Raw genomic sequence first — 18,169 nt, 5'->3', positions numbered from 1 at the left:
GGTTCAGCCTGGAAAGCAGCGCCCGAAGGCCAGCAGCAGGCGCGGATCGCCGCGCAGCCGGATCTTGCCGCGCAGCAGCGCCCAGACGAGGCTCGTCTCCTTGCGCACGAAGCGCAGCCAGGTTTCGGAGTCGGCGGTCACGGTCAGTCGCTTGTCGCCGACAAGCCCGTCGTGGACGCTGAGCGTTTTGTTGGCGATGACGACGGTGGCGCTGCGACGGTCCGCGCCGGTAAAGACGAAGTGGTAGACCGCGTCGAGACCGGTCGACTTGCCGCGCTGGAAGAATAGCCGCAAGCCGGAGAGGAAGCCCTCGATCGTCACGGGACGTGGCGTCGAGCCCACGCGTTTCGGCGTCTTGCCCGGAAACCGGCGCGACACATAGGCTTCGGCGTCGGAGTCAGCGACGACGTAGACCGTCTCGGCTTTCTTCTGCAGCGGATCGACGATCTCCTGAAGATAGCGCTTCTTGTCGGCCTGATAGGCGCCGATGACATCGGCGCCCGCCGGGCAGACGGCCATGCAATAGGCCGCCTTGTAGTTCGGACCGAAGGCCAAGCTCTGCCACATCGAGACGGTCTCGGCGTCGCTGACCTTTGCGCGATAGGCGCGCGCGCTTTTTGAATCCGCGATCGTCTCTACCCACTCGCCGAAACCGCCCATGAACTCGCGATAATTATGCGCGTAGCAGGCGCCGAAATCGAAATGTCCGTCCGGCGCGATCGCGCCCGTCGGACAGGCGGCGACGCAGAGCTTGCATTCGAAGCATGGATTGAAGTCGATTGGTCTGGCGTGCGCCTCAAGGTCGATGTCGACGGCGACCGTGCCGAGCAGAATGAAATTGCCGAACTTCGGATGGATGACATTGCGATGGAGTCCCATGCGCCCGAGACCTGCGGCGACGGCGACGGGTTTGTGCGCGATGATCCACATCTTGCGCGGCCACCGTGACGCCTCCATTGGGAATCCCATTGACGGATAGGCGGCGCGCACGCCGCACGCTTCGAGGGAGTGGGCAATCGCGCGCGCGACTTCGTCGCAATCATCGGCTGCATGGTGGAATTCGAGATTGGCGACGGATCGCGCGGGACTGCGGATGTTCTCGCGGTTCATGTGGAGGACGAAGGAGATGAGCGTGCGCGCGAAGGGAAAGGCCGCGAGGATGTCGCCCCGCTGATCGTCAAGCGCCGGATCGTCGAGTGAGACAAGGCCGACGTCGTCGGCGCCAGCCTCAAGAGCAATGTCGCGGAGGGCGTTCGCATCGAGATCTGCGGCGTCACGTGCGAAGGAGAGGCTGCGATCTACCATCATTGCATATACCCCTTTTCAGCGCGGCGACAGTCTCGGCGCCGTTCAGCTTAGATTGGCGAGGTCGCTTCCGTCAGGACGCGCAGTTCGGAGAGAAGCTTTTGCAGGCGTTCGGCGCCGAATTTCGACTCCACTGCATTCTGCGCCTCCCGCCAGTGCGGCAGCGCGTTGGCGAGCGTCGCCTCGCCGAACGGCGTCAGCGCAATCTTGCGCGTGCGGCGATCGTCGCCGCGCTTCACCTTCACAAGCCCGCGCTTCTCCAAAACCGCGAGGTTTCGCGCAAGCGCGCTACGATCAAGCGCGAAATATTCGGCCAGTTTGCTGACCGTCGCGCCTCCGGTGAGAGAGCAGGCGACGAGCAGCGAATATTGCGTCGGCTCCAGACCGGTCGCCGCCATGAACTGCCCGTAGAGCCGCGTGATGGCGCGGCTGGCGCGGCGGATATTCGCGGCCGCGCAGCTTTGCGCGCACAGCTTGACGTCGGCTTGGTCTAACGAAGTCATGATATATGTATATGCCCGTTTATTCGCGCCGTCAAGTGCGGCCGGCGCTCGCTTGTGCGCGAGAGCACAGTAAACCAACGCGCTTCGGATGAGGGTCGTGAACTGCTTTTCTCATTATCAAAAGGGGAGTGATGAGATGCGAATGTTCATATTCCTGGTGGTCGCCGCTCTGGCCATGTCGTTCAGTCTCTATTCGAGCGCTGGCGGCTTGAAGCGCGCGTCGATCTCTGCGCCGCAGGCGACGGGTCTCGACGCCAATCCGCCGCCGCGTTGCGCCAATAGCAAGAGGGTGCGACAGGTGGCGAATGTCGGATGCGTCATGAAGGGCAAGCGCCGCAGCGCCTAATTGCGCGGCGCTTGATCCGTCAACGGGCGGCGTTAGCTACTCGCGCAACCTTCACGCGCGAGAAGAGGTTCAGCATGTCCATCCCCGGCGGCGCCGAGACGGCGGCGAAGACGATCGAATTGCAGATTGCGCCGCGCGCGCGCGATCTCGGCGGCTTCAGCGTCAGGCGGGCCTTGCCCGACGACAGGCGCCAGATGGTCGGGCCGTTCGTCTTCTATGATCATTTCGGCCCGGTTCAATTCGCGCCGGGACAGGGGATAGACGTGCGTCCGCATCCCCATATCGGTCTTGCGACCGTCACCTATCTTTTCGACGGGCGCATTCTGCATCGCGATAGTTTGGCCAATGTGCAGGAGATCGCGCCAGGCGCCATGAATTTGATGACCGCCGGGCGCGGCATCGTTCATTCCGAGCGCACGCCGCCGGGGCCGCGCGCGGCGGGGCAACAGATGCTCGGCGTGCAAAGCTGGCTGGCCTTGCCGCTGGCGCATGAAGAAACCGAGCCGAGCTTCCAGCATTTTAGCGCGAACGTTCTTCCCGTCGTTGAGGATCAAGGCGTGTTCGCGCGCGTCATCGCCGGCGCGGCGTTCGGGGCAACGTCGCCCGTGGAGACCCTGTCGGATTGGTTCTATGTCGAGCTGCGTCTCGCCGCCGGCGCTTCGGCGCCGCTCGACGCCGACTATGAGCAGCGCGCGCTCTATCTCGTCGAGGGCGCCGTAGAGATCGCCGGCGAGCGTTTCGACGAGCCGCAACTGCTGATCTTCAGCCCCGGCGCCGCGATCACGATCCGCGCGCTTGTCGATGCGCGGATGATGCTGCTCGGCGGCGCGCCGGTCGACGGACGCCGCTTCGTCTGGTGGAACCTCGTCTCTTCCAGCAAGGAGCGGATTGAGCAGGCCAAGCGCGACTGGCGGGAAGGGAAATTCCCTTCAGTGCCGGGCGACGCGGAGTTCATTCCGCTGCCGGAAGAGTAGCGGCGATCAGCCGCCGACCGTTCGGCGTGAGGCGGCTTACGGAGTCACCACCACGGTCGCGCCCACGGCGACGCGGTCATAGAGGTCGACGACGTCCTCGTTCAGCATGCGGATGCAGCCATAGGAAGCGGCCGAGCCGATCGACTTGCGCATCTTCTGCGTCGTGCCGTGGATCGCGACCTGACCCTCGCTGAGCGTCATGGCGCGGGCGCCCATCGGATTGTTCGGCGCGCCGCCCGGGATCACCTCGGGAAGCTCAGGATGATCGTGCTTCACATCTTCCGGCGGCGTCCAGTCGGGCTCGACGAATTTGGCGTTGATCTGCACGACGCCGCTCCATTCCTTGCCCGCCTTCGGAACCGCCACCTTGTAGGCGATGGCGTCGTCCTGATCGACGATGAGATAGAGCTTGCGCTCGTGCTCGCTGACGACGATGGAGCCGGGATCGAGCTCGGAGTGATAATGAACGAATTCGCGGGCGGCGGCGGCCTGGGGCGCCGAGGCGGCGCCGATGAGGGCGGCGGCGAAAGCGAATTGGGCGATCCTGGAAGTGCGGCGGTTCATTGTCTTGCGCTCGATGTTCGATGTCTCGATGAGCGCGTTGTAGAAGAGGCGCGGCCCGCAATCCGTGCGGCGGCGCACGCGGGAAATTCCGTCAGGTGAGCGTCGAAGCGGAGTCTTGCGGCTGCGCGCGACTCGGCGCAGCGCCCTCGGGCGTCGAGCGCTCTCTCAAAAACCGGAAGAGCGCCACGCCCAGAAAGCCGACGATGATCAGCGTGTGGGGCGCGGTGATTGAGAAATGATACGCCAAGGCCGCGGAAATGGCGCGTTCCTTCTGAACGCCATAGCCGTTGACGAGATAGGCGACGATGCCGGCCTCAAACAGTCCCAAGCCGGCGGGGCTTGCGGGAACGGCGACCGCGAGCGCGCCGATCATCAATAATGTCATCGCGTGGATAAGGGTGAAGTCGATTTCAGGCAGCAGCGTTCTGAAGGCGACATAGACCAGGCAGACATTTGTCGTCCATATCGAGGCCGTGAAGAACGCCGTTCTCGCCGCGCGATGATGGGCGACCAAACCTCCGGCCTGTTTGAAAAATGCGTCCAGTCGCAAGGCGTCCACGATGCGCCAATCCGGAAGGCGCCAGACGACGGCTTTCCGCCGGAAGACGAACATGCCGCAAAAAACAATCGAAATGAACACGGCGGCGGCGATCAACAAGCGCGGATCGACAATGCGCGAATCTGAGCTCGCAAGGATAAGCAACGACAAAATGACGATCGCTGTAACGTCGTAGAGTTTCTCCAGCAGGACTGCGGCGCTGATGCCGCCGATCGCATAACTGAAATATGAATGTCCAAAATAGATTTTTACGCCTTCGCCAGCTCTGAATGGAACTAAACTGTTGAAGGTAAAACCCATCGTGGCGATCAGAAAGCCGGACAAGAGTCCGCCCTCAAGCAGCGTCGAGAGGCGCGACCCGTAGAACAGCAAGACGAACACATTCATCGTCATTGCGATCAGAATCGCGCTTAAGGGGAGCTGCTTGAGCTCCTGCGACAGATCGACGAATTCGATGTTCTGATAGAGCCAGTAGGATATGTAGGCAAAAAAAGCGGCGTTCAAAATCAGCGCGACATATCCGCTACGCTGAGAGATGTATTTTATTGAGCCGGTCGCCTGCTGCGCACCGGCGCTCAGGGGCAAAGGCGGAAGGCCGCCGACCGGCGAGACAATCTCGCTCAATCGCAGCTCGGGCGCGAGACGCGTCGGTCGAAGTCGATCGTCCTCTACGCTCATGGCCATCTCGCTATGCGCGGAATAGCGCTTCGCCTCATAGATCAGAAAAACGGCCGGCGCGAAGACCGGCCAGTTCTCTGGCCATCCGCTTAGTGCAGATACTGGCCGCCGTTGATCGTCAGCGTCGAGCCGGTGATGAAGCCGGCGTCATCGGCGGCGAGGAATACGACGGCGCGCGCGATTTCTTCCGGCTCGCCGAGGCGGCCGACGGCGATATAGGGAATGATGTGCTTGTCGAGCACGTCCTGCGGAACGGCCTTCACCATTTCGGTGGCGATATAGCCCGGCGCGATGGCGTTGACGGTGATGCCCTTAGACGCGCTCTCCTGCGCGAGCGCCTTCACGAAGCCGATGTCGCCGGCCTTGGAGGCGGAATAGTTGGTCTGGCCGGCCTGGCCCTTCTGGCCATTGATCGACGAGATGACGATGATGCGGCCAAAGCCGCGATCGCGCATGCCGTTGATGACCGGGCGCGTGACATTGAACAGCGAATTGAGATTGGTGTTGATCACCGCCTGCCACTGGGCAAGCTCCATCTTGTGGAACAGGCGGTCCTTGGTGATGCCGGCATTGTTGACCAGAATATCGACCGGGCCGACCTCTTTCTCGATCTGCGCGATTCCGGCGGCGCAGGCGTCGTAATCGGAAACGTCGAACTTAAAGACCGGAATGCCCGTCTCGGCCTTGAACTTATTGGCGGCTTCGTCATTGCCGGCGTAGGTCGCCGCGACAGTATAGCCCGCCGCCTTCAGCGCCTTGGAAATCGCTTCGCCGATGCCGCGCGTGCCGCCTGTCACAACTGCAGTTCTTGCCATTTAAAGAGTCTCCTCCAGAATTGTTAATCGTTTGAAACGGCAGTCGGCGGTCGTGAGTAGGCAGTCGGAGAATATCGCAATCCGAATGCCTACTGCTTACCGACTATTGCCGATGATTACCGTTCCACCGTCAGCGCGATGCCCATGCCGCCGCCGATGCAGAGCGTCGCGAGGCCCTTCTTGGAGCCGCGACGCGCCATCTCGTGCAGGAGCGTCGTGAGCACGCGCGCGCCGGAGGCGCCGATCGGATGGCCGATGGCGATCGCGCCGCCATTGACGTTCACGATGGCGGGATCCCAGCCCATGTCCTTGTTGACCGCGAGCGCCTGCGCCGCGAAGGCTTCGTTCGCCTCGATGAGATCGAGGTCGGCGACCTTCCAGCCGGCCTTCTCCAGCGCTTTGCGCGATGCGGGGATCGGCCCGGAGCCCATCAACGACGGATCGACGCCGGCGGTCGCCCAGGAGGCGATGCGCGCCAGCGGCGTCAGGCCGCGCTTCTTGGCCTCTTCGGCGCTCATCACGATGAGCGCCGCGGCGCCGTCGTTGAGGCCGGAAGCGTTCGCCGCCGTCACTGTGCCGTCCTTGGCGAAGGCCGGGCGCAGCTTGCCGACGCCCTCCATGGTCACGCCATGCTTGATGTATTCGTCGGCGTCGATAACGACGTCGCCTTTCTTGGTCGAGATCGTATAGGGGACGATTTCGTCCTTGAACTTGCCGGCCTTCTGCGCGGCCTCGGCCTTGTTCTGCGACTTGACCGCGAATTCGTCCTGCTGCTCGCGGGTGATCTGCCACTGCCGGGCGACGTTCTCGGCGGTGACGCCCATGTGATAATTGTTGAAGGCGTCGGTGAGCCCGTCAATGATCATGGTGTCGACGAATTTGACGTCGCCCATTTTCGTGCCCGTGCGCAGCTGCGACGCGTGCGGCGCGAGCGACATCGACTCCTGACCGCCGGCGACGATGATGCTGGCGTCGCCCGCCTGGATCTGCTGGGCCGCGAGCGCCACGGCGCGCAGGCCGGAGCCGCAGACCTGATTGATTCCGAAGGCCGTGGCGCTGTCCGGAACGCCGGCCTTGATCGCCGCCTGACGCGCCGGATTCTGGCCCTGCGCGGAGTCGAGCACCTGCCCGAGAATGACCTCGTTGACCTCGCTTGGCTGGACTTTGGCGCGCTCGAGAGCGGCCTTGATGGCGACGGCGCCGAGCTCGTGGGCCGGAACCGCTCCAAAGGCTCCGTTGAACGATCCGACGGCGGTGCGCGCCGCGGAAACGATCACGATATCGGTCATCTGTCGATCTCCTTAAAAAAATAGTCCAACCGCCCGACCGCCTTGGCCGGTCAGGGGGCGAAGTGTTGGTCCTTTCGCGCTTGCGGTGGGCAAGCCGCGGCCCGTTTTGCACGGAATCGAGCGGTAGCGAAAGGCTTTCGGCATGAAAATATTGCCGCAGGCGCCAATTTGCGCGTATCGTCCAACGCTAGACGACTGTTTTTAGGCGGGGGCGGTCGTGCGGCGAGGGGAGCGTGTCAGGCGTATGGCGACTGAGAAAAAACCCACAACGATCAAGAAATACGCCAATCGTCGGCTCTACGACACGGGAACGAGCACCTATGTGACGCTGGAGGACCTTGCCGGGATGGTGAAGCGCGGCGAGGATTTCGTCGTGTGCGATGCAAAAACCGGCGATGACATCACCCGTCCGGTGCTGGCCCAAATCATCTTCGAGCAGGAGGGCAAAGAAGGCCAAAGCCTGCTGCCGATCGCCTTCCTGCGCCAGCTCATCCGCTTTTACGGCGACTCGATGCAGATGCTGGTGCCGAGCTATCTCGAATTCTCGATCGACAAGCTGACGAAGGAACAGCAAAGATTCCGGGATCAGTTCACCTCGGCGCTCGGCGTCGGGGGCGCTCCGTTCGCAGAGCCGACACGGGCGGCGTTCCAGTCGCTCGAAGAGCAGGCGCGCAAGAACATGGCCGTGTTCCGTCAGGCGCTGACCATGTTCAATCCCTTCGGCGTGCCGACGGAAGGCATGATGACCACGGCGCCGACGCTCGACGAGCAGGAGAATGGCGGCGCCCGCAAGGAAGGCGGCGGCGACGTCGCCGACCTGAAGCGCCAGCTCGACGAACTCAACAAGCGGATCGATAATTTGTCGAAGGGGTGAGGCGGTCAGCGTAATGCTGAGTTTCTCCTTCTCCCGCAAGCGGGAGAAGGTGTCGCGCGAAGGCGCGACGGATGAGGGCAACGGCGTTCAGGAAATTGCGACGCCCTCACCCGACCCGGCTTCGCCGGGCCATCCTCTCCCGCATGCGGGAGAGGGGAGTCGCCGCGGATTTACGTATTAAACCTGAAATGCATCACGTCGCCGTCGGCGACGACATATTCCTTGCCTTCCAGCCTTAAGCGCCCGGCGTCGCGCGCCCCCGCCTCGCCCTTGTTTGAAATGTAATCGCCATAGGCGATCGTTTCGGCGCGAATGAAACCCTTCTCGAAGTCCGTGTGAATCACGCCCGCCGCAGCCGGCGCGCGCACGCCTTTCTCGATGGTCCAGGCGCGCGCCTCCTTGGGGCCGACGGTGAAATAAGTGATGAGATGCAGGAGGTCATAGCCGGCGCGGATGACGCGATTGAGCCCGGGCTCGGTGAGGCCGACCGCCTCCAGATAATCCTTCTGCTCGGCGGCCGGCAGCACGGCGATCTCGCTTTCGATCTTCGCCGAGACGACGACCGCAATCGCGCCTTCCTCGGCGGCGCGCGCCGCGACTTTCGCCGATTGGGCGTTGCCTTCGGACGCCGACGCTTCTTCGACATTGCAGACATAAAGCACGGGCTTCGACGAGAGGAGCCCGAGACCCGCGAAGGCGACGCGCTCCTCCGCGCTGACCTTGGCGAGACGCGCGGGCTTGCCCTCGCGCAGCAGGACAAGGCAGCGGTTCATTAAATCGGCGAGTTCCTTCGCCTCCTTGTCGCCGCCCTTGGCTTTCTTCTCCATGGCGACGACGCGCTTTTCGAGGCTGTCGAGATCGGCGAGCATTAGCTCCGTCTCGATCGTCTCGACGTCGCGGATCGGATCGACGCCGCCTTCGACATGGGTCACGTCGCCGTCCTCAAAACAACGCACGACATGAGCGATGGCGTCGCATTCGCGGATATTGGCGAGAAACTGGTTGCCGAGCCCTTCGCCCTTGGAGGCGCCGCGCACGAGGCCGGCGATGTCGACGAAGGTCAGGCGCGTTGGAATGATCTCTTTGGAGCCGGCGATCCTGGCCAGTTCCTCAAGCCTCGGGTCCGGAACGGCGACTTCGCCGACATTGGGCTCGATCGTGCAGAAGGGATAGTTCGCGGCCTGCGCCGCGGCGGTCTGCGTGAGGGCGTTGAAAAGTGTCGACTTGCCGACGTTGGGCAGGCCGACGATGCCACATTTGAACCCCATATCCGTCCCGGTTTTTGGATTGCGCGTTGCGGCGCGGTATGCGGGGCGGCGCGAGAAAAGGCAAGGGGGACGCGCGTCCCCCTCGTCTTCATGCTGCGATCGTCGCGCGCGCGGCCTTCGCGCTACAGGCTCTTCAAATATTCAAGAAGCGCCTTCTTGTCGGGATCCGAAAGCGAAGTCCCGAAGTCATGGCCGCAGCGGCTGTTGCCGGAAGCGTCGCGGTTTTTCGGATCGCAACTGGCGGTGGTGGTGTAGGTGTCGTCGAACTTCGTCTGTTCCTTGGCGAGGCCGACGTTTTCGATGTCATAGGCGGGGCCGACCTTGAAAGACGCCGGACGGTCGGCAGGCTTTTTCAGGAGATCGGCGAGCGTCGGCACAGAGCCATTGTGCAGATAAGGCGCCGCCGCCCAGATGCCTTGCATGACCCGAGCCTCATATGCAGGCGGCGTCTTTTCCTCCGGCTTTTGATAGAGAGTGGCGAGGCTTTTCCCGATGACGCCGAGAAAGTTCTCCCTCAATGCCTGCGCCGTCACATCCGCCCTATCGGACTCATTATTTAGGCACTCCCGCAGCAGGGGCTCATACAGTGCGATGTCTCTGAAATGTATGGGCGCGCGAAGGATCGATTGGACGACAGCCACGGTTAAAATGTTGATTTGGCTTTCACCCTCGCGCTTTAATCTCTGATTAAAGGGAGGTTTTGGGAGCAACTGGCCTTCGAGCACGCCGGTTTTGCCGACACGCTCGAGAACCCCATATTCCGCGACGTCTGTTCCGACGTCCTGTATCGGCGTTCTCCAGGTAAATTTCGCGCACAAACGCTTGGCGGCGTCTTTGGTGTTGATCTCGTGGCAATTCGCTCCGCATTCGCGGTCGTAAATTTTCTTTCCGGCGTCGGCGAGTCTCTTGTCGACGGCCCACTGCCACTTTGGCGGCTCAATTTGCCTTATGAGCGTTTCGAGACGCATGAGGCCCGGCATATTGAGTGAAGAGCCATTCAGATATTCGACCCCGTCCGGATACAAAAAATCCTTACGGGGATGAAAGACGCCGAAGACGCCATAAACCTCGCCGACGTTGCGCGCGAGCCCGAGAATGTTGTTCCCGTTTTCGGCAAACCCCGGCCACTGGGTCATATCCTGGACCGGCGCGTTCCAAAGGAAGGGATAGCGCACGGGCGCGTTGGCCCTCTTTATATTCTCCTTGATGATGTGATCGGGTGAAGTCCCGATGTCCAATCCCGAGACGCGGTTGAAGATCATCGACACGGCATCGAGACGCCCGACGCCCCATCCTTGGGGCGGCAGGGATTCTTTCATCAGCACATGGTAGGGCTTGAACCAGTCCTCCACCTGCTTGTGGAGCAGTTTGCGTTCCAGCTCCGTCGCATGCTGGCCCAGCACTTGTTTGGCGAATTCGGCGAATGTCGGCGTGTCGTTGACAACCTTATCGACGGACGTGTCGATGTCCGCGAAGAAGTGCTGAATGTCGACGATCGCCGGACCTCCGTCGATTCGCCACGACACTCCGCCGACGTCGATCTGGCGCGTATGGCACGCGGCGCATGTCATGCTGAGCGTCTTGCTCTCAGGCGCGACAAGAAATCCAACAGGGAGGCCGGCGGCGCTGTCCGGATTGCGCAGATAGCCGTAGCGCGTCATTCCGTCGTCGAGAAAATGTGAGCCGTCGGGACGCTTCAGCGCCTTGAACCAGTCGAGCGGCATGATTCGCGAGCCCTGATCGAGACTGTAGAATTCCTTGCGCTCGGCGGGCGTCCAATGAACTCCCTGATTCGCGTAGTTCGGTTCGGCGGCTGACGAAGGATTTGCCGCGGCGAGTGCGAGCAGCGCGGCGGCGATATGCGCCCGCAATAGCGGGCGCAGTGTTTTGTTTGCAATCATGGCTCCCCCAAAACAATAGAATATGCGATGAAATTAGAGCATAGGCGCGCGTGATTCACAACGGGCGGCGGCGCGCCGCCGCTGTGCGCGACGCGCACGCCGACACGGCATGAAAATGAAGAGAACTCCTTCCGCTTCGAGCCTTCGCCTCCTAATTGGGGCGCTGTTGGCGATGCTCGCGACAGACGCGCCGGTGCGCGCTCAGACCGCGACGCCCGAATTGGCGCCTGCGCCCGCGCAGACGGCGCCGACGCCCATAGCGCCGCCGCCGCCCGCGGCGCCGTCCGAACCCGCGCCTGTGATATCTGCGCCGCCTGTCAGCGCCGCGCCCGCCGCGCCGCAAGCGACAAATCCAGCGCCCGCTCAGACCGCCGTGAAAAAGCCAAAACCAAAACCAAAACCTGCGCCGCCGCGCGAGGCGGCGCTTTCCGACGATCCGACGCCCGCATTGCAGCCCCAGACATTTTTCACCACCTCGAAGGCGGCGGATCGCTATCGGCAGATCGTCGATCTCGGCGGATGGCCGAGAGTGGGCGTCTCGCTTCGGCCTGGCGCGAAGGGATCTGCGGTCTCGGCGCTGCGCCGGCGCCTCGCGGCCGAAGACGACAGCATCGTCGACACGGCGAAAGAGAAGTGGGACGCCGATCTCACGGCGGCGGTGAAGCGCTTTCAATATCGCCTGGGGCTGAAACAGACGGGCGTCGTCGCCGGCGCGACATTACGCGAACTCGACGTGCCGGCGGAGACCCGCTTCCATCAGCTCGAGTCCACCGCACAGCGGCTCACCGCGTTCGATTTCGCCTTTGGCCCGCGCTACATCGTCGTCAATATTCCGTCGACGGCGGTCGATGCGGTGGAAGATGATCGCGTCGTGCGCCGCTACGCCGCGATCGTCGGCGATCCCGAGCACCATTCCCCGGAGCTGCATGCAAAGGTCGTCGCGGTCAACATCAATCCGACATGGACGGTTCCGGTCTCGATCATCAAGAACGAGATCGCGCCGAAGATGCTGAAGGATCCGACCTACCTGCAGCGCTCGCACATTCGCGTGCTGAACGGCCATGGCGAGGAGGTGGATCCGCGCTCGATCAACTGGGCGAGCGAGCGCGCCGCCCAATACACGCTGCGGCAGGATTCCGGCGCGGACAATTCGCTGGGCTCGATCCGCATTTCGATGCCCAATTCCCATTCCGTCTACATGCATGACACGCCGTCGCGGAATCTCTTCGCCAATGACTATCGCTTCCTGTCGCATGGCTGCGTGCGCGTGCAGGGCGTCGTCGATCTCGCGGCCTGGCTGCTTGACGGCGAATCCGGCCCGCAGATGAGCAAGGATGAGATCAACGCAAAAATCGCGTCGGGCGAACGCGAGGAGGTGCGGCTGACGCAGCATGTGCCGGTGGCGTGGGTGTATATGACCGGCTGGGCGTCGGCGGACGGCCTCGTGCATTTTCGCGACGACGTCTACCATCTCGACGAAGTGAGCGGAGTCGCCGAGCAGTGAGCGCTACAGCGTCACGCGGTAGCGAACGAAAGTGTCGGCTTCAACGAATGAATCATAGAGGCGCCGCGCGCGTTCATTGTCGGCCTGCGTGTGCCAATAGACGCGGGCCCATCCGCGAGCGCGTCCAAGATCGATGAGGTCTTGAACGAGCGCGCGCCCCAGGCCCGCGCTCCGAACATTTGGATCGACGAAAAGGTCTTCGAGGTAACACGAAGGGGAGGAGGTCCAACTGCTTTCATGCAGCACGGAGACGGAAAAGCCGGCGATGCATCCCTCCCTTTCAGCAATCCGGCCGATCATGGCCGAGGTCGGGTCGAGAAGCCGGCGCAAGGTCAATTCCGTCACGTCTATGGGCACAGCCGTCTGATAAAAATCATTGTAGCCTGCCCACAGCCTGCGCCACGCCGTGGCGTCCGCCTCGCGAATGTCCCGGATGAGCGTCATTCGTCTTGCGCTCTCGCGCTTTCGTGCCAGCCGCGCAGCAGAACATAGGACAGCGCCGCGAGCGCGCCGTAGATCGCCAGCCCGCTCAGCGAGATGAGCGCCAGCGCCGCGAACATGCGCGGGATGTCGAGACGAAAGCCCGCCTCGACGATGCGATAGGCGAGGCCGGTTCCTTGACCCGACGCGCCCGCGGCGAGTTCCGCGACGATGGCGCCGATGAGCGCCAGTCCGCCGCCGATGCGCAAGCCAGCGAGGAATTGCGGCAGCGCCGAGGGCAGGCGTAGATAAATCAGCTTCTGCCACGGCGAGGCGCGATAAAGGTCGAACAGGTCGCGCAAGCCGAAGTCGACGGAGGCGAGTCCGAGCGACGTATTCGAAAGAATCGGAAAGAAGGCGACGAGAAAGGCGCAGACCAGCACCGCATTGCCGGGCTGCAGATAAACCAGCAGCAAAGGCGCGATGGCGATGATCGGCGTGACCTGCAAGGTGATGGCGAAGGGCAGCAGCGCGCGCTCCAGCCATTTCGACTGGGCGATGAGCAGCGCCAGCGCCACGCCGCAAACCGTAGCGACGATAAGCGCCTCGAAGGTGACGCCGAGAGTCACCAATAACGACGAGAACAGGAGTTCACGGTCCTCGATCAGCTTGGCGAAGATGACGCTCGGCGCCGGGAGAATATAGGGCGGAATGTTTTTCCAGTGCACGAGCCCTTCCCACAGCGCCAAAGCAGCGAGAAGCACTGCGAGCGGAACGCCGATGTCGCGCCATGCGATCGCGCTTGGTTTCTGGATCACGGCGTCGCCTCTTCGATTGAGACGCGAAGCGCCTGCGACGCCCGGCGACACACGTCGGCGAAAGTCCTGCTCGAGCGATAGTCGTCGTCGCGTGGGATCGCCGGGTCGATCTCGATGTCGTCGATGATTCTGCCGGCGCGCCGCGACATCACCACGATGCGCGTCGAGAGATAGGCGGCTTCGAACACCGAATGGGTGACGAAGACGATCGTCGCGCCGAACCGGCGTTTGAGCGCGAGAAGATCGTCATTGAGCTTGAAGCGCGTCACTTCGTCGAGGGCGGCGAAAGGTTCGTCCATCATCATCAGCGTGGGCCGCGTCACCAGGGTGCGGGCGATGGCGCAGCGCATTCTCATCCCGCCGGAGAGTTCTCGCGGCAGTGCGCGCGAAAAGCTGAGAAGACCGACATGCGCGAGCGCCTCTTCGATGCGCGGCGACGCCGCTTCGCGCGGAACGCCCTTAAGCCGCAGCGGCAGAAAGACATTGTCGAAGACGCTCGCCCAGGGCAGCAGGGTGGCGTCCTGGAACACGACGCCGATATTGTTCTTAACTTGAGGCGCGCTCCAGTTGATCACGCCCGCCGTCGGACTCGCGAGCCCTGCGATGAGCCGCAGCACCGTCGACTTGCCGCAGCCCGAAGGCCCGAGCAGCGTCAGGATCTCGCCTTCGCGCACGTCGAGGTCATAGTCGGCGAGGGCGACGAGCCCGCTTGGAAAAATCTTGCCGACCTCGCGCAATGAAACGAGCGCGGGCGCCGTCACTTGCGTCTCTTCGACCGCCGAAGCGCCGAGCGTCATTTCGGCCGCAGCTCCATGCCGACCTTCTTGCCGATAAAACGCAGCGTGTAGCCGCGCTTGTAATCGATGTCGGCGGGAACCACGCCGGCCTTCGCCATTTTGTCGAAAAAGCTCTTCATCCGCGCGTCGGTGATGACGCCGACGCCAAAGGTCAGCGCGTCGCCGGAATCGACGATCCCGCGCTCCTTCATTTTGGCGAGGGAATAGGCGATCTGGCCGTCGGTCATCTCCGGATTGTCGCGCTTGATCATCGCATTCGCCTGAGCGTTGTCGCCATAGAGGTAATTGTACCAACCGACAATCGAGGCGTCGACGAAGCGCTGTACGAGGTCAGGGCTCTTGGCGATCGTGTCGGCGCGCGTCTCGATCGTCGTCGAATAGCTGTCATAGCCGTAGTCATGCAAAAGAAAGACGTTAGGCGTAAAGCCGCCTTGGCGTTCGATGGCGTAGGGCTCTGAGGTGAGAATCCCCTCCTGAATCGACGTCTTGTCGGCAAGGAAAGGCGCCGAGTTGAAATTATAGGGCTTGGCGTTTTGGTCCTTGAACCCATAGGCCTGTTTCAGCCATTGCCAGACGGAAGCGCGCATGTCGCTGGCGATGAAAGCCGTCGCCTTCGGCAGATCTTCGAAACGATCGAGGCCGACGCCGGGATGCGACATGAAAATCACCGGGTCGACCTGGAACATGCTGGCGAGGGTGACGACCGGCACGTTCTGCTGCACCGATTCGAACATCTGAATCGTGTTTGCGCCCATCGCGAAGTCGACCCGGCCCGCGGCGAGCAGCAGCCGCGCGTTGAGCTGCGGGCCGCCTTGCAGAATGGTCACGTCGAGTCCGTAGCGCGCGTACGTGCCGTCGGCGACGGCCTGATAGAAGCCGCCGTGCTCGGCCTGCGCCCGCCAATCGGTGGCGAAGCGCACCTTGTCGAGTGCGAGGGCGGGCGCCGCGATGAGGAGAGCGATGAGCAAGGCGACAAGGCGCATGGTGCGGGCTCCGGCTGCGAGGCGCGCATCATACATGAACGCGCGCGGGCTCTATATCCCGCTCGATTTCGACGAGAAATTGAAGCCTTCGACGAGCATCGCCGGCGCCGCCGGCGCGCCGCCTTCGCCCGCCGCGCGCCAGGTCCGACGCGTTGGACCGAGCGCTTTGATGTTGCTGAACAGCTCGCCGAGCCGCTGATTGAAGCGCATGTTGCGCATGGGCGCGACGATCCGGCCGTTTTCGATGAGAAAATTGCCGTCGCGCGTGAGGCCGGTCAGCAGCAGGCTCTTCCGGTCGACGATATTGGTGTACCAAAGTCTCGTCACCAGAACGCCGCGCCGCACCGAGCGGATCATGTCGTCCAGCGATACGTCGCCGCCGGACATTACGAAATTCTTCGCAAAGGGGATCGGTTCGGATTCGGTCTTTTGCGCCCAGACGCGCGACCGATAGAGCGTCGTCACAACGCCGTTCTCAACGAAGGCGCGGGCGCGATACGGCACGCCCTCGAAACCGAAGGCCGCTTCCGGCGCCAGCGGGTCGGCGGGATCGACGCGGATCGTGAGCTGTTCGTCAAAGAGCTTCTCGCCCAAAAGCGCTCCGCCGCCAGGACGCGCGAAGAAGCTTCTCCCTTCGTCGGCGGCGCGCGCCTCCATCGTTCTGATGAGCCAAAAGGCAAGCTCTGCCGTCGCCTCCGGCTCGAGAACGACGGTATAGGCTCCGGGTTCGAGATCGACGGGCGTCGCGTCATGCGCGCCCTTGGCGCAGGCCACGCGGGCGATTGCTTCGGCGTCGAGACGATCCGCGAAGAATTGATGCGCGCCGGCCCACCCCGACCAGGCGTCGGCGCGATTGCGCGCCGTGGCGGAAAGATCAATTTCGCTGCGCCTCTCATAGGCGAAGAGGCCTGCGCTCGTCGCGAATGCGTCGAACCGCCTTGCCGTCGTCGCGCAGCCGAAGGTGTCGACGCCGATGCGCGCGCCTTCCTCGATGACTCGCGACGCCGCGTCGGCGAGGGCGTCGAGGCGCAGATGGGCGGTCGCCTCGTCATAGCGGTCGGAGAAGCCGTAATTCTGCGGGCCGAGCGGCGCGACATAATCCGCGTCGACGGGCAATAGGCGCGCGATCTCTTCCGAGCGCGCCACGGCGGCGGCCAACGCCGCGTCGTCGAAACGCGAGATGCTGCAAGAGCCGATGCGCCCGCTGATATGCGACGAGATGCGCAGATTGGCTTCGGCGGTCGCAAGATTGGTCGTGGCGCCGCCCCGCGCGAAGCGCAGACTCTGATCCAGGCCGCCGTGAATCTGCACGGCGCAGGCGTCGGCCTTGGAGCGTGCGAGAACATTGTCGGCGATCGACTTTGCGTCGTCTGAAGAAAGGAACATTAGAACAACTCGTCTTGAGTTGTTTCGTCCAGTCGGATTACCCCCAGCAGCTGCCACGTCTGCGGCCGCTTGGCCATATTACCTAGTGCGAACACCATTCCCTTCTTAGGATAATCCTCATTGAACACGTGATTCATCCATTGCAGAGCGTCTACTGTCGAGATTTCTTGGCTTTGGCGCCAAAACATTGCGTGTGCTTCCCAATCGCCATTATGGTAGTGATGAGCGCCGTCCTCGTCATCGAACCTGAAGCTAAATTTGTAGGGAGTTGGCTCGAGTTCGGCGAGTTCTTCATCGTCGAGCATATCAGGCTGACGCGCGGCGAGGCGGAACACCTCACGCTCTTCGGAGATTTCTTCGGCTGTTTTCAGCTTCCATAGAAAGCGAGTGTTTCGAGGTCGAATAAGCGCGAGAGATTGACCTTTCTGAGCCGCAGCCTTGGCGGACCCTAATAGCATGGGCGTCAGGAGACGGACTCTTTCGCTTTCTTTGAGTCTGCCCTCAATGGCGATTGACTCCTCGTGCACGTGGCAACTTTCCACGCGCCTATCAGATTTCGGTCGACCGTAAGTGAAGCTGACCCAGTCCCATCGTGAAAAGCTATTGTCGCCTTTCAGACGGCGAAATCGGACAGGGAAAAGCCGTTTCCATCGCCGATCTGCTGTAACGCCCGCGCAGCAGACCGTTTCCCCATACTTCTTACTCGGCTGCGGCAAGGCTTTGACGAGAATGACAACGCGCTCTAACGGGGGAGAAATCTTCATAGCGCCTCGGGAGATCGCCGTAGAGATCGAAATGATTGAGCCCCATCGGAACCAGATGAGCGGTAACGATTGAGCGGTGACAGTGTTTCGGATCACGCTCAAAGCAGAGCAAGCAAACTGATTGCATAACCGCTAATTCCGCTAGTATCTTCAGAGATGCTTGCGCGTCAGCGCTGCGAAGATGGTTGTTGTAGATTCGACGGAATTCGCCGAGACGACCAGCACGCGCCGCGTCTCTCCCTGGCTTGGGGTCGCCGAGTTCGCTCAAGTGGTGGTAGGCGATGCCCTCTGCATTGAGTCTTGCACTCAACGCAGTTTTCGAAAACCCTTTTTTGCGTGATATCGCAATAGCTCGGACATCGACGAGCGCGGCAATCTGCACGGCGTGAAGCGTAGCCATGAACCTCTCTATGTCGGTACC

19 protein-coding genes are annotated in these 18,169 nt (G+C 62.3%); 4 read left to right on the top strand and 15 right to left on the bottom strand.

Features of this window, described 5'->3' with window-relative positions:
- Window positions 1-3: 3 nt before the first annotated feature.
- Together HUN39_RS05980 and HUN39_RS05975 are read right to left on the bottom strand one after the other, a co-directional pair.
- Window positions 4-1,308, bottom strand: coding sequence for an SCP2 sterol-binding domain-containing protein (locus tag HUN39_RS05980; RefSeq protein ID WP_232365943.1), 1,305 nt, complete (start codon window positions 1,306-1,308; stop codon window positions 4-6).
- A 47-nt stretch (window positions 1,309-1,355) separates the two neighbouring features.
- Entirely contained in the window at window positions 1,356-1,808 is a 453-nt protein-coding gene (locus HUN39_RS05975; RefSeq protein WP_175093559.1) for a MarR family winged helix-turn-helix transcriptional regulator, read from the bottom strand.
- 136 nt (window positions 1,809-1,944) lie between these two features.
- On the opposite strand from HUN39_RS05975, the gene HUN39_RS05970 reads away from it, so the two are divergent.
- Window positions 1,945-2,154, top strand: a complete 210-nt coding sequence (locus HUN39_RS05970) for a hypothetical protein (protein WP_232365942.1) — start codon at window positions 1,945-1,947, stop codon at window positions 2,152-2,154.
- 74 nt (window positions 2,155-2,228) lie between these two features.
- Window positions 2,229-3,128 (top strand): pirin family protein, encoded by a 900-nt coding sequence (locus HUN39_RS05965; RefSeq protein ID WP_175093558.1) that lies wholly within the window; start codon window positions 2,229-2,231, stop codon window positions 3,126-3,128.
- A gap of 36 nt (window positions 3,129-3,164) precedes the next feature.
- On the opposite strand, the gene HUN39_RS05960 is transcribed toward HUN39_RS05965, so the two are convergent.
- From HUN39_RS05960 to HUN39_RS05945, 4 genes are all read right to left on the bottom strand, one after another.
- Window positions 3,165-3,770: a L,D-transpeptidase gene (locus HUN39_RS05960; RefSeq protein WP_175093557.1), complete on the bottom strand. Its 606-nt coding sequence runs from the start codon at window positions 3,768-3,770 to the stop codon at window positions 3,165-3,167.
- Window positions 3,771-3,783: 13 nt separating this feature from the next.
- Window positions 3,784-4,929 carry a lysylphosphatidylglycerol synthase transmembrane domain-containing protein gene (locus HUN39_RS05955; RefSeq protein WP_232365941.1) on the bottom strand — a complete coding sequence of 382 codons (1,146 nt, stop codon included), beginning with the start codon at window positions 4,927-4,929 and terminating at the stop codon, window positions 3,784-3,786.
- Between the two features lie 89 nt (window positions 4,930-5,018).
- Entirely contained in the window at window positions 5,019-5,744 is a 726-nt protein-coding gene (gene phbB / locus HUN39_RS05950; protein ID WP_175093555.1) for an acetoacetyl-CoA reductase, read from the bottom strand.
- Window positions 5,745-5,860: 116 nt separating this feature from the next.
- Window positions 5,861-7,033 carry an acetyl-CoA C-acetyltransferase gene (locus tag HUN39_RS05945; RefSeq protein ID WP_175093554.1) on the bottom strand — a complete coding sequence of 391 codons (1,173 nt, stop codon included), beginning with the start codon at window positions 7,031-7,033 and terminating at the stop codon, window positions 5,861-5,863.
- A gap of 244 nt (window positions 7,034-7,277) precedes the next feature.
- Between HUN39_RS05945 and phaR the strand changes: the two genes are divergently transcribed.
- Window positions 7,278-7,907: a polyhydroxyalkanoate synthesis repressor PhaR gene (gene phaR, locus HUN39_RS05940; RefSeq protein WP_175093553.1), complete on the top strand. Its 630-nt coding sequence runs from the start codon at window positions 7,278-7,280 to the stop codon at window positions 7,905-7,907.
- Between the two features lie 170 nt (window positions 7,908-8,077).
- On the opposite strand, the gene ychF is transcribed toward phaR, so the two are convergent.
- The gene (gene ychF, locus HUN39_RS05935) at window positions 8,078-9,175 is read right to left on the bottom strand and encodes a redox-regulated ATPase YchF (protein ID WP_175093552.1); all 1,098 of its coding nucleotides are present in this window, start codon (window positions 9,173-9,175) and stop codon (window positions 8,078-8,080) included.
- A 122-nt stretch (window positions 9,176-9,297) separates the two neighbouring features.
- The gene (locus tag HUN39_RS05930) at window positions 9,298-11,076 is read right to left on the bottom strand and encodes a di-heme-cytochrome C peroxidase (protein ID WP_175093551.1); all 1,779 of its coding nucleotides are present in this window, start codon (window positions 11,074-11,076) and stop codon (window positions 9,298-9,300) included.
- Between the two features lie 172 nt (window positions 11,077-11,248).
- Between HUN39_RS05930 and HUN39_RS05925 the strand changes: the two genes are divergently transcribed.
- Entirely contained in the window at window positions 11,249-12,580 is a 1,332-nt protein-coding gene (locus tag HUN39_RS05925; RefSeq protein WP_232365940.1) for a L,D-transpeptidase family protein, read from the top strand.
- Window positions 12,581-12,583: 3 nt separating this feature from the next.
- Here HUN39_RS05925 and HUN39_RS05920 read toward each other — a convergent pair whose 3' ends face one another.
- The 7 genes from HUN39_RS05920 to HUN39_RS05890 are packed head-to-tail and all read right to left on the bottom strand — an operon-like array spanning window position 12,584 to window position 18,148.
- A complete protein-coding gene (locus HUN39_RS05920; protein ID WP_175093549.1) occupies window positions 12,584-13,024 on the bottom strand; it encodes a GNAT family N-acetyltransferase in 441 nt (146 codons plus the stop codon).
- Window positions 13,021-13,818 carry an ABC transporter permease gene (locus HUN39_RS05915; protein ID WP_175093548.1) on the bottom strand — a complete coding sequence of 266 codons (798 nt, stop codon included), beginning with the start codon at window positions 13,816-13,818 and terminating at the stop codon, window positions 13,021-13,023. Before HUN39_RS05915 ends, HUN39_RS05920 begins: the two co-directional genes overlap by 4 nt.
- Window positions 13,815-14,615 (bottom strand): ABC transporter ATP-binding protein, encoded by an 801-nt coding sequence (locus HUN39_RS05910; RefSeq protein WP_175093547.1) that lies wholly within the window; start codon window positions 14,613-14,615, stop codon window positions 13,815-13,817. The genes HUN39_RS05915 and HUN39_RS05910 overlap by 4 nt, the downstream gene beginning before the upstream one ends.
- Window positions 14,612-15,634: an ABC transporter substrate-binding protein gene (locus tag HUN39_RS05905; protein ID WP_175093546.1), complete on the bottom strand. Its 1,023-nt coding sequence runs from the start codon at window positions 15,632-15,634 to the stop codon at window positions 14,612-14,614. Before HUN39_RS05905 ends, HUN39_RS05910 begins: the two co-directional genes overlap by 4 nt.
- Window positions 15,635-15,649: 15 nt before the next feature.
- Complete coding sequence (locus HUN39_RS05900; RefSeq protein WP_175093545.1) at window positions 15,650-16,984, bottom strand: TldD/PmbA family protein; 1,335 nt, start codon at window positions 16,982-16,984, stop codon at window positions 15,650-15,652.
- Window positions 16,984-17,748, bottom strand: a complete 765-nt coding sequence (locus HUN39_RS05895; protein WP_232365938.1) for a hypothetical protein — start codon at window positions 17,746-17,748, stop codon at window positions 16,984-16,986. The genes HUN39_RS05900 and HUN39_RS05895 overlap by 1 nt, the downstream gene beginning before the upstream one ends.
- A complete protein-coding gene (locus HUN39_RS05890) occupies window positions 17,684-18,148 on the bottom strand; it encodes a DUF488 domain-containing protein (protein ID WP_232365937.1) in 465 nt (154 codons plus the stop codon). Before HUN39_RS05890 ends, HUN39_RS05895 begins: the two co-directional genes overlap by 65 nt.
- Window positions 18,149-18,169 lie beyond the last annotated feature (21 nt).

The organism is Methylocystis silviterrae (assembly GCF_013350005.1).
Lineage (GTDB): Bacteria > Pseudomonadota > Alphaproteobacteria > Rhizobiales > Beijerinckiaceae > Methylocystis > Methylocystis silviterrae.
The sequence above is the reverse complement of the archived record's forward strand: the minus strand, read 5'-3'. Positions and strand labels throughout refer to the sequence as shown.

Coding starts and splice junctions, on each gene's coding strand:
- HUN39_RS05920 (WP_175093549.1), bottom strand. CDS start 13,024: ATGACGCTCATCCGGGACATTCGCGAGGCGGACGCCACGGCGTGGCGC.
- HUN39_RS05945 (WP_175093554.1), bottom strand. CDS start 7,033: ATGACCGATATCGTGATCGTTTCCGCGGCGCGCACCGCCGTCGGATCG.
- phaR (WP_175093553.1), top strand. CDS start 7,278: ATGGCGACTGAGAAAAAACCCACAACGATCAAGAAATACGCCAATCGT.
- HUN39_RS05980 (WP_232365943.1), bottom strand. CDS start 1,308: ATGATGGTAGATCGCAGCCTCTCCTTCGCACGTGACGCCGCAGATCTC.
- HUN39_RS05905 (WP_175093546.1), bottom strand. CDS start 15,634: ATGTATGATGCGCGCCTCGCAGCCGGAGCCCGCACCATGCGCCTTGTC.
- HUN39_RS05925 (WP_232365940.1), top strand. CDS start 11,249: ATGCTCGCGACAGACGCGCCGGTGCGCGCTCAGACCGCGACGCCCGAA.
- HUN39_RS05955 (WP_232365941.1), bottom strand. CDS start 4,929: ATGAGCGTAGAGGACGATCGACTTCGACCGACGCGTCTCGCGCCCGAG.
- HUN39_RS05910 (WP_175093547.1), bottom strand. CDS start 14,615: ATGACGCTCGGCGCTTCGGCGGTCGAAGAGACGCAAGTGACGGCGCCC.
- HUN39_RS05975 (WP_175093559.1), bottom strand. CDS start 1,808: ATGACTTCGTTAGACCAAGCCGACGTCAAGCTGTGCGCGCAAAGCTGC.
- HUN39_RS05965 (WP_175093558.1), top strand. CDS start 2,229: ATGTCCATCCCCGGCGGCGCCGAGACGGCGGCGAAGACGATCGAATTG.
- HUN39_RS05895 (WP_232365938.1), bottom strand. CDS start 17,748: ATGAAGATTTCTCCCCCGTTAGAGCGCGTTGTCATTCTCGTCAAAGCC.
- HUN39_RS05900 (WP_175093545.1), bottom strand. CDS start 16,984: ATGTTCCTTTCTTCAGACGACGCAAAGTCGATCGCCGACAATGTTCTC.
- HUN39_RS05930 (WP_175093551.1), bottom strand. CDS start 11,076: ATGATTGCAAACAAAACACTGCGCCCGCTATTGCGGGCGCATATCGCC.
- HUN39_RS05970 (WP_232365942.1), top strand. CDS start 1,945: ATGCGAATGTTCATATTCCTGGTGGTCGCCGCTCTGGCCATGTCGTTC.
- ychF (WP_175093552.1), bottom strand. CDS start 9,175: ATGGGGTTCAAATGTGGCATCGTCGGCCTGCCCAACGTCGGCAAGTCG.
- HUN39_RS05890 (WP_232365937.1), bottom strand. CDS start 18,148: ATGGCTACGCTTCACGCCGTGCAGATTGCCGCGCTCGTCGATGTCCGA.
- phbB (WP_175093555.1), bottom strand. CDS start 5,744: ATGGCAAGAACTGCAGTTGTGACAGGCGGCACGCGCGGCATCGGCGAA.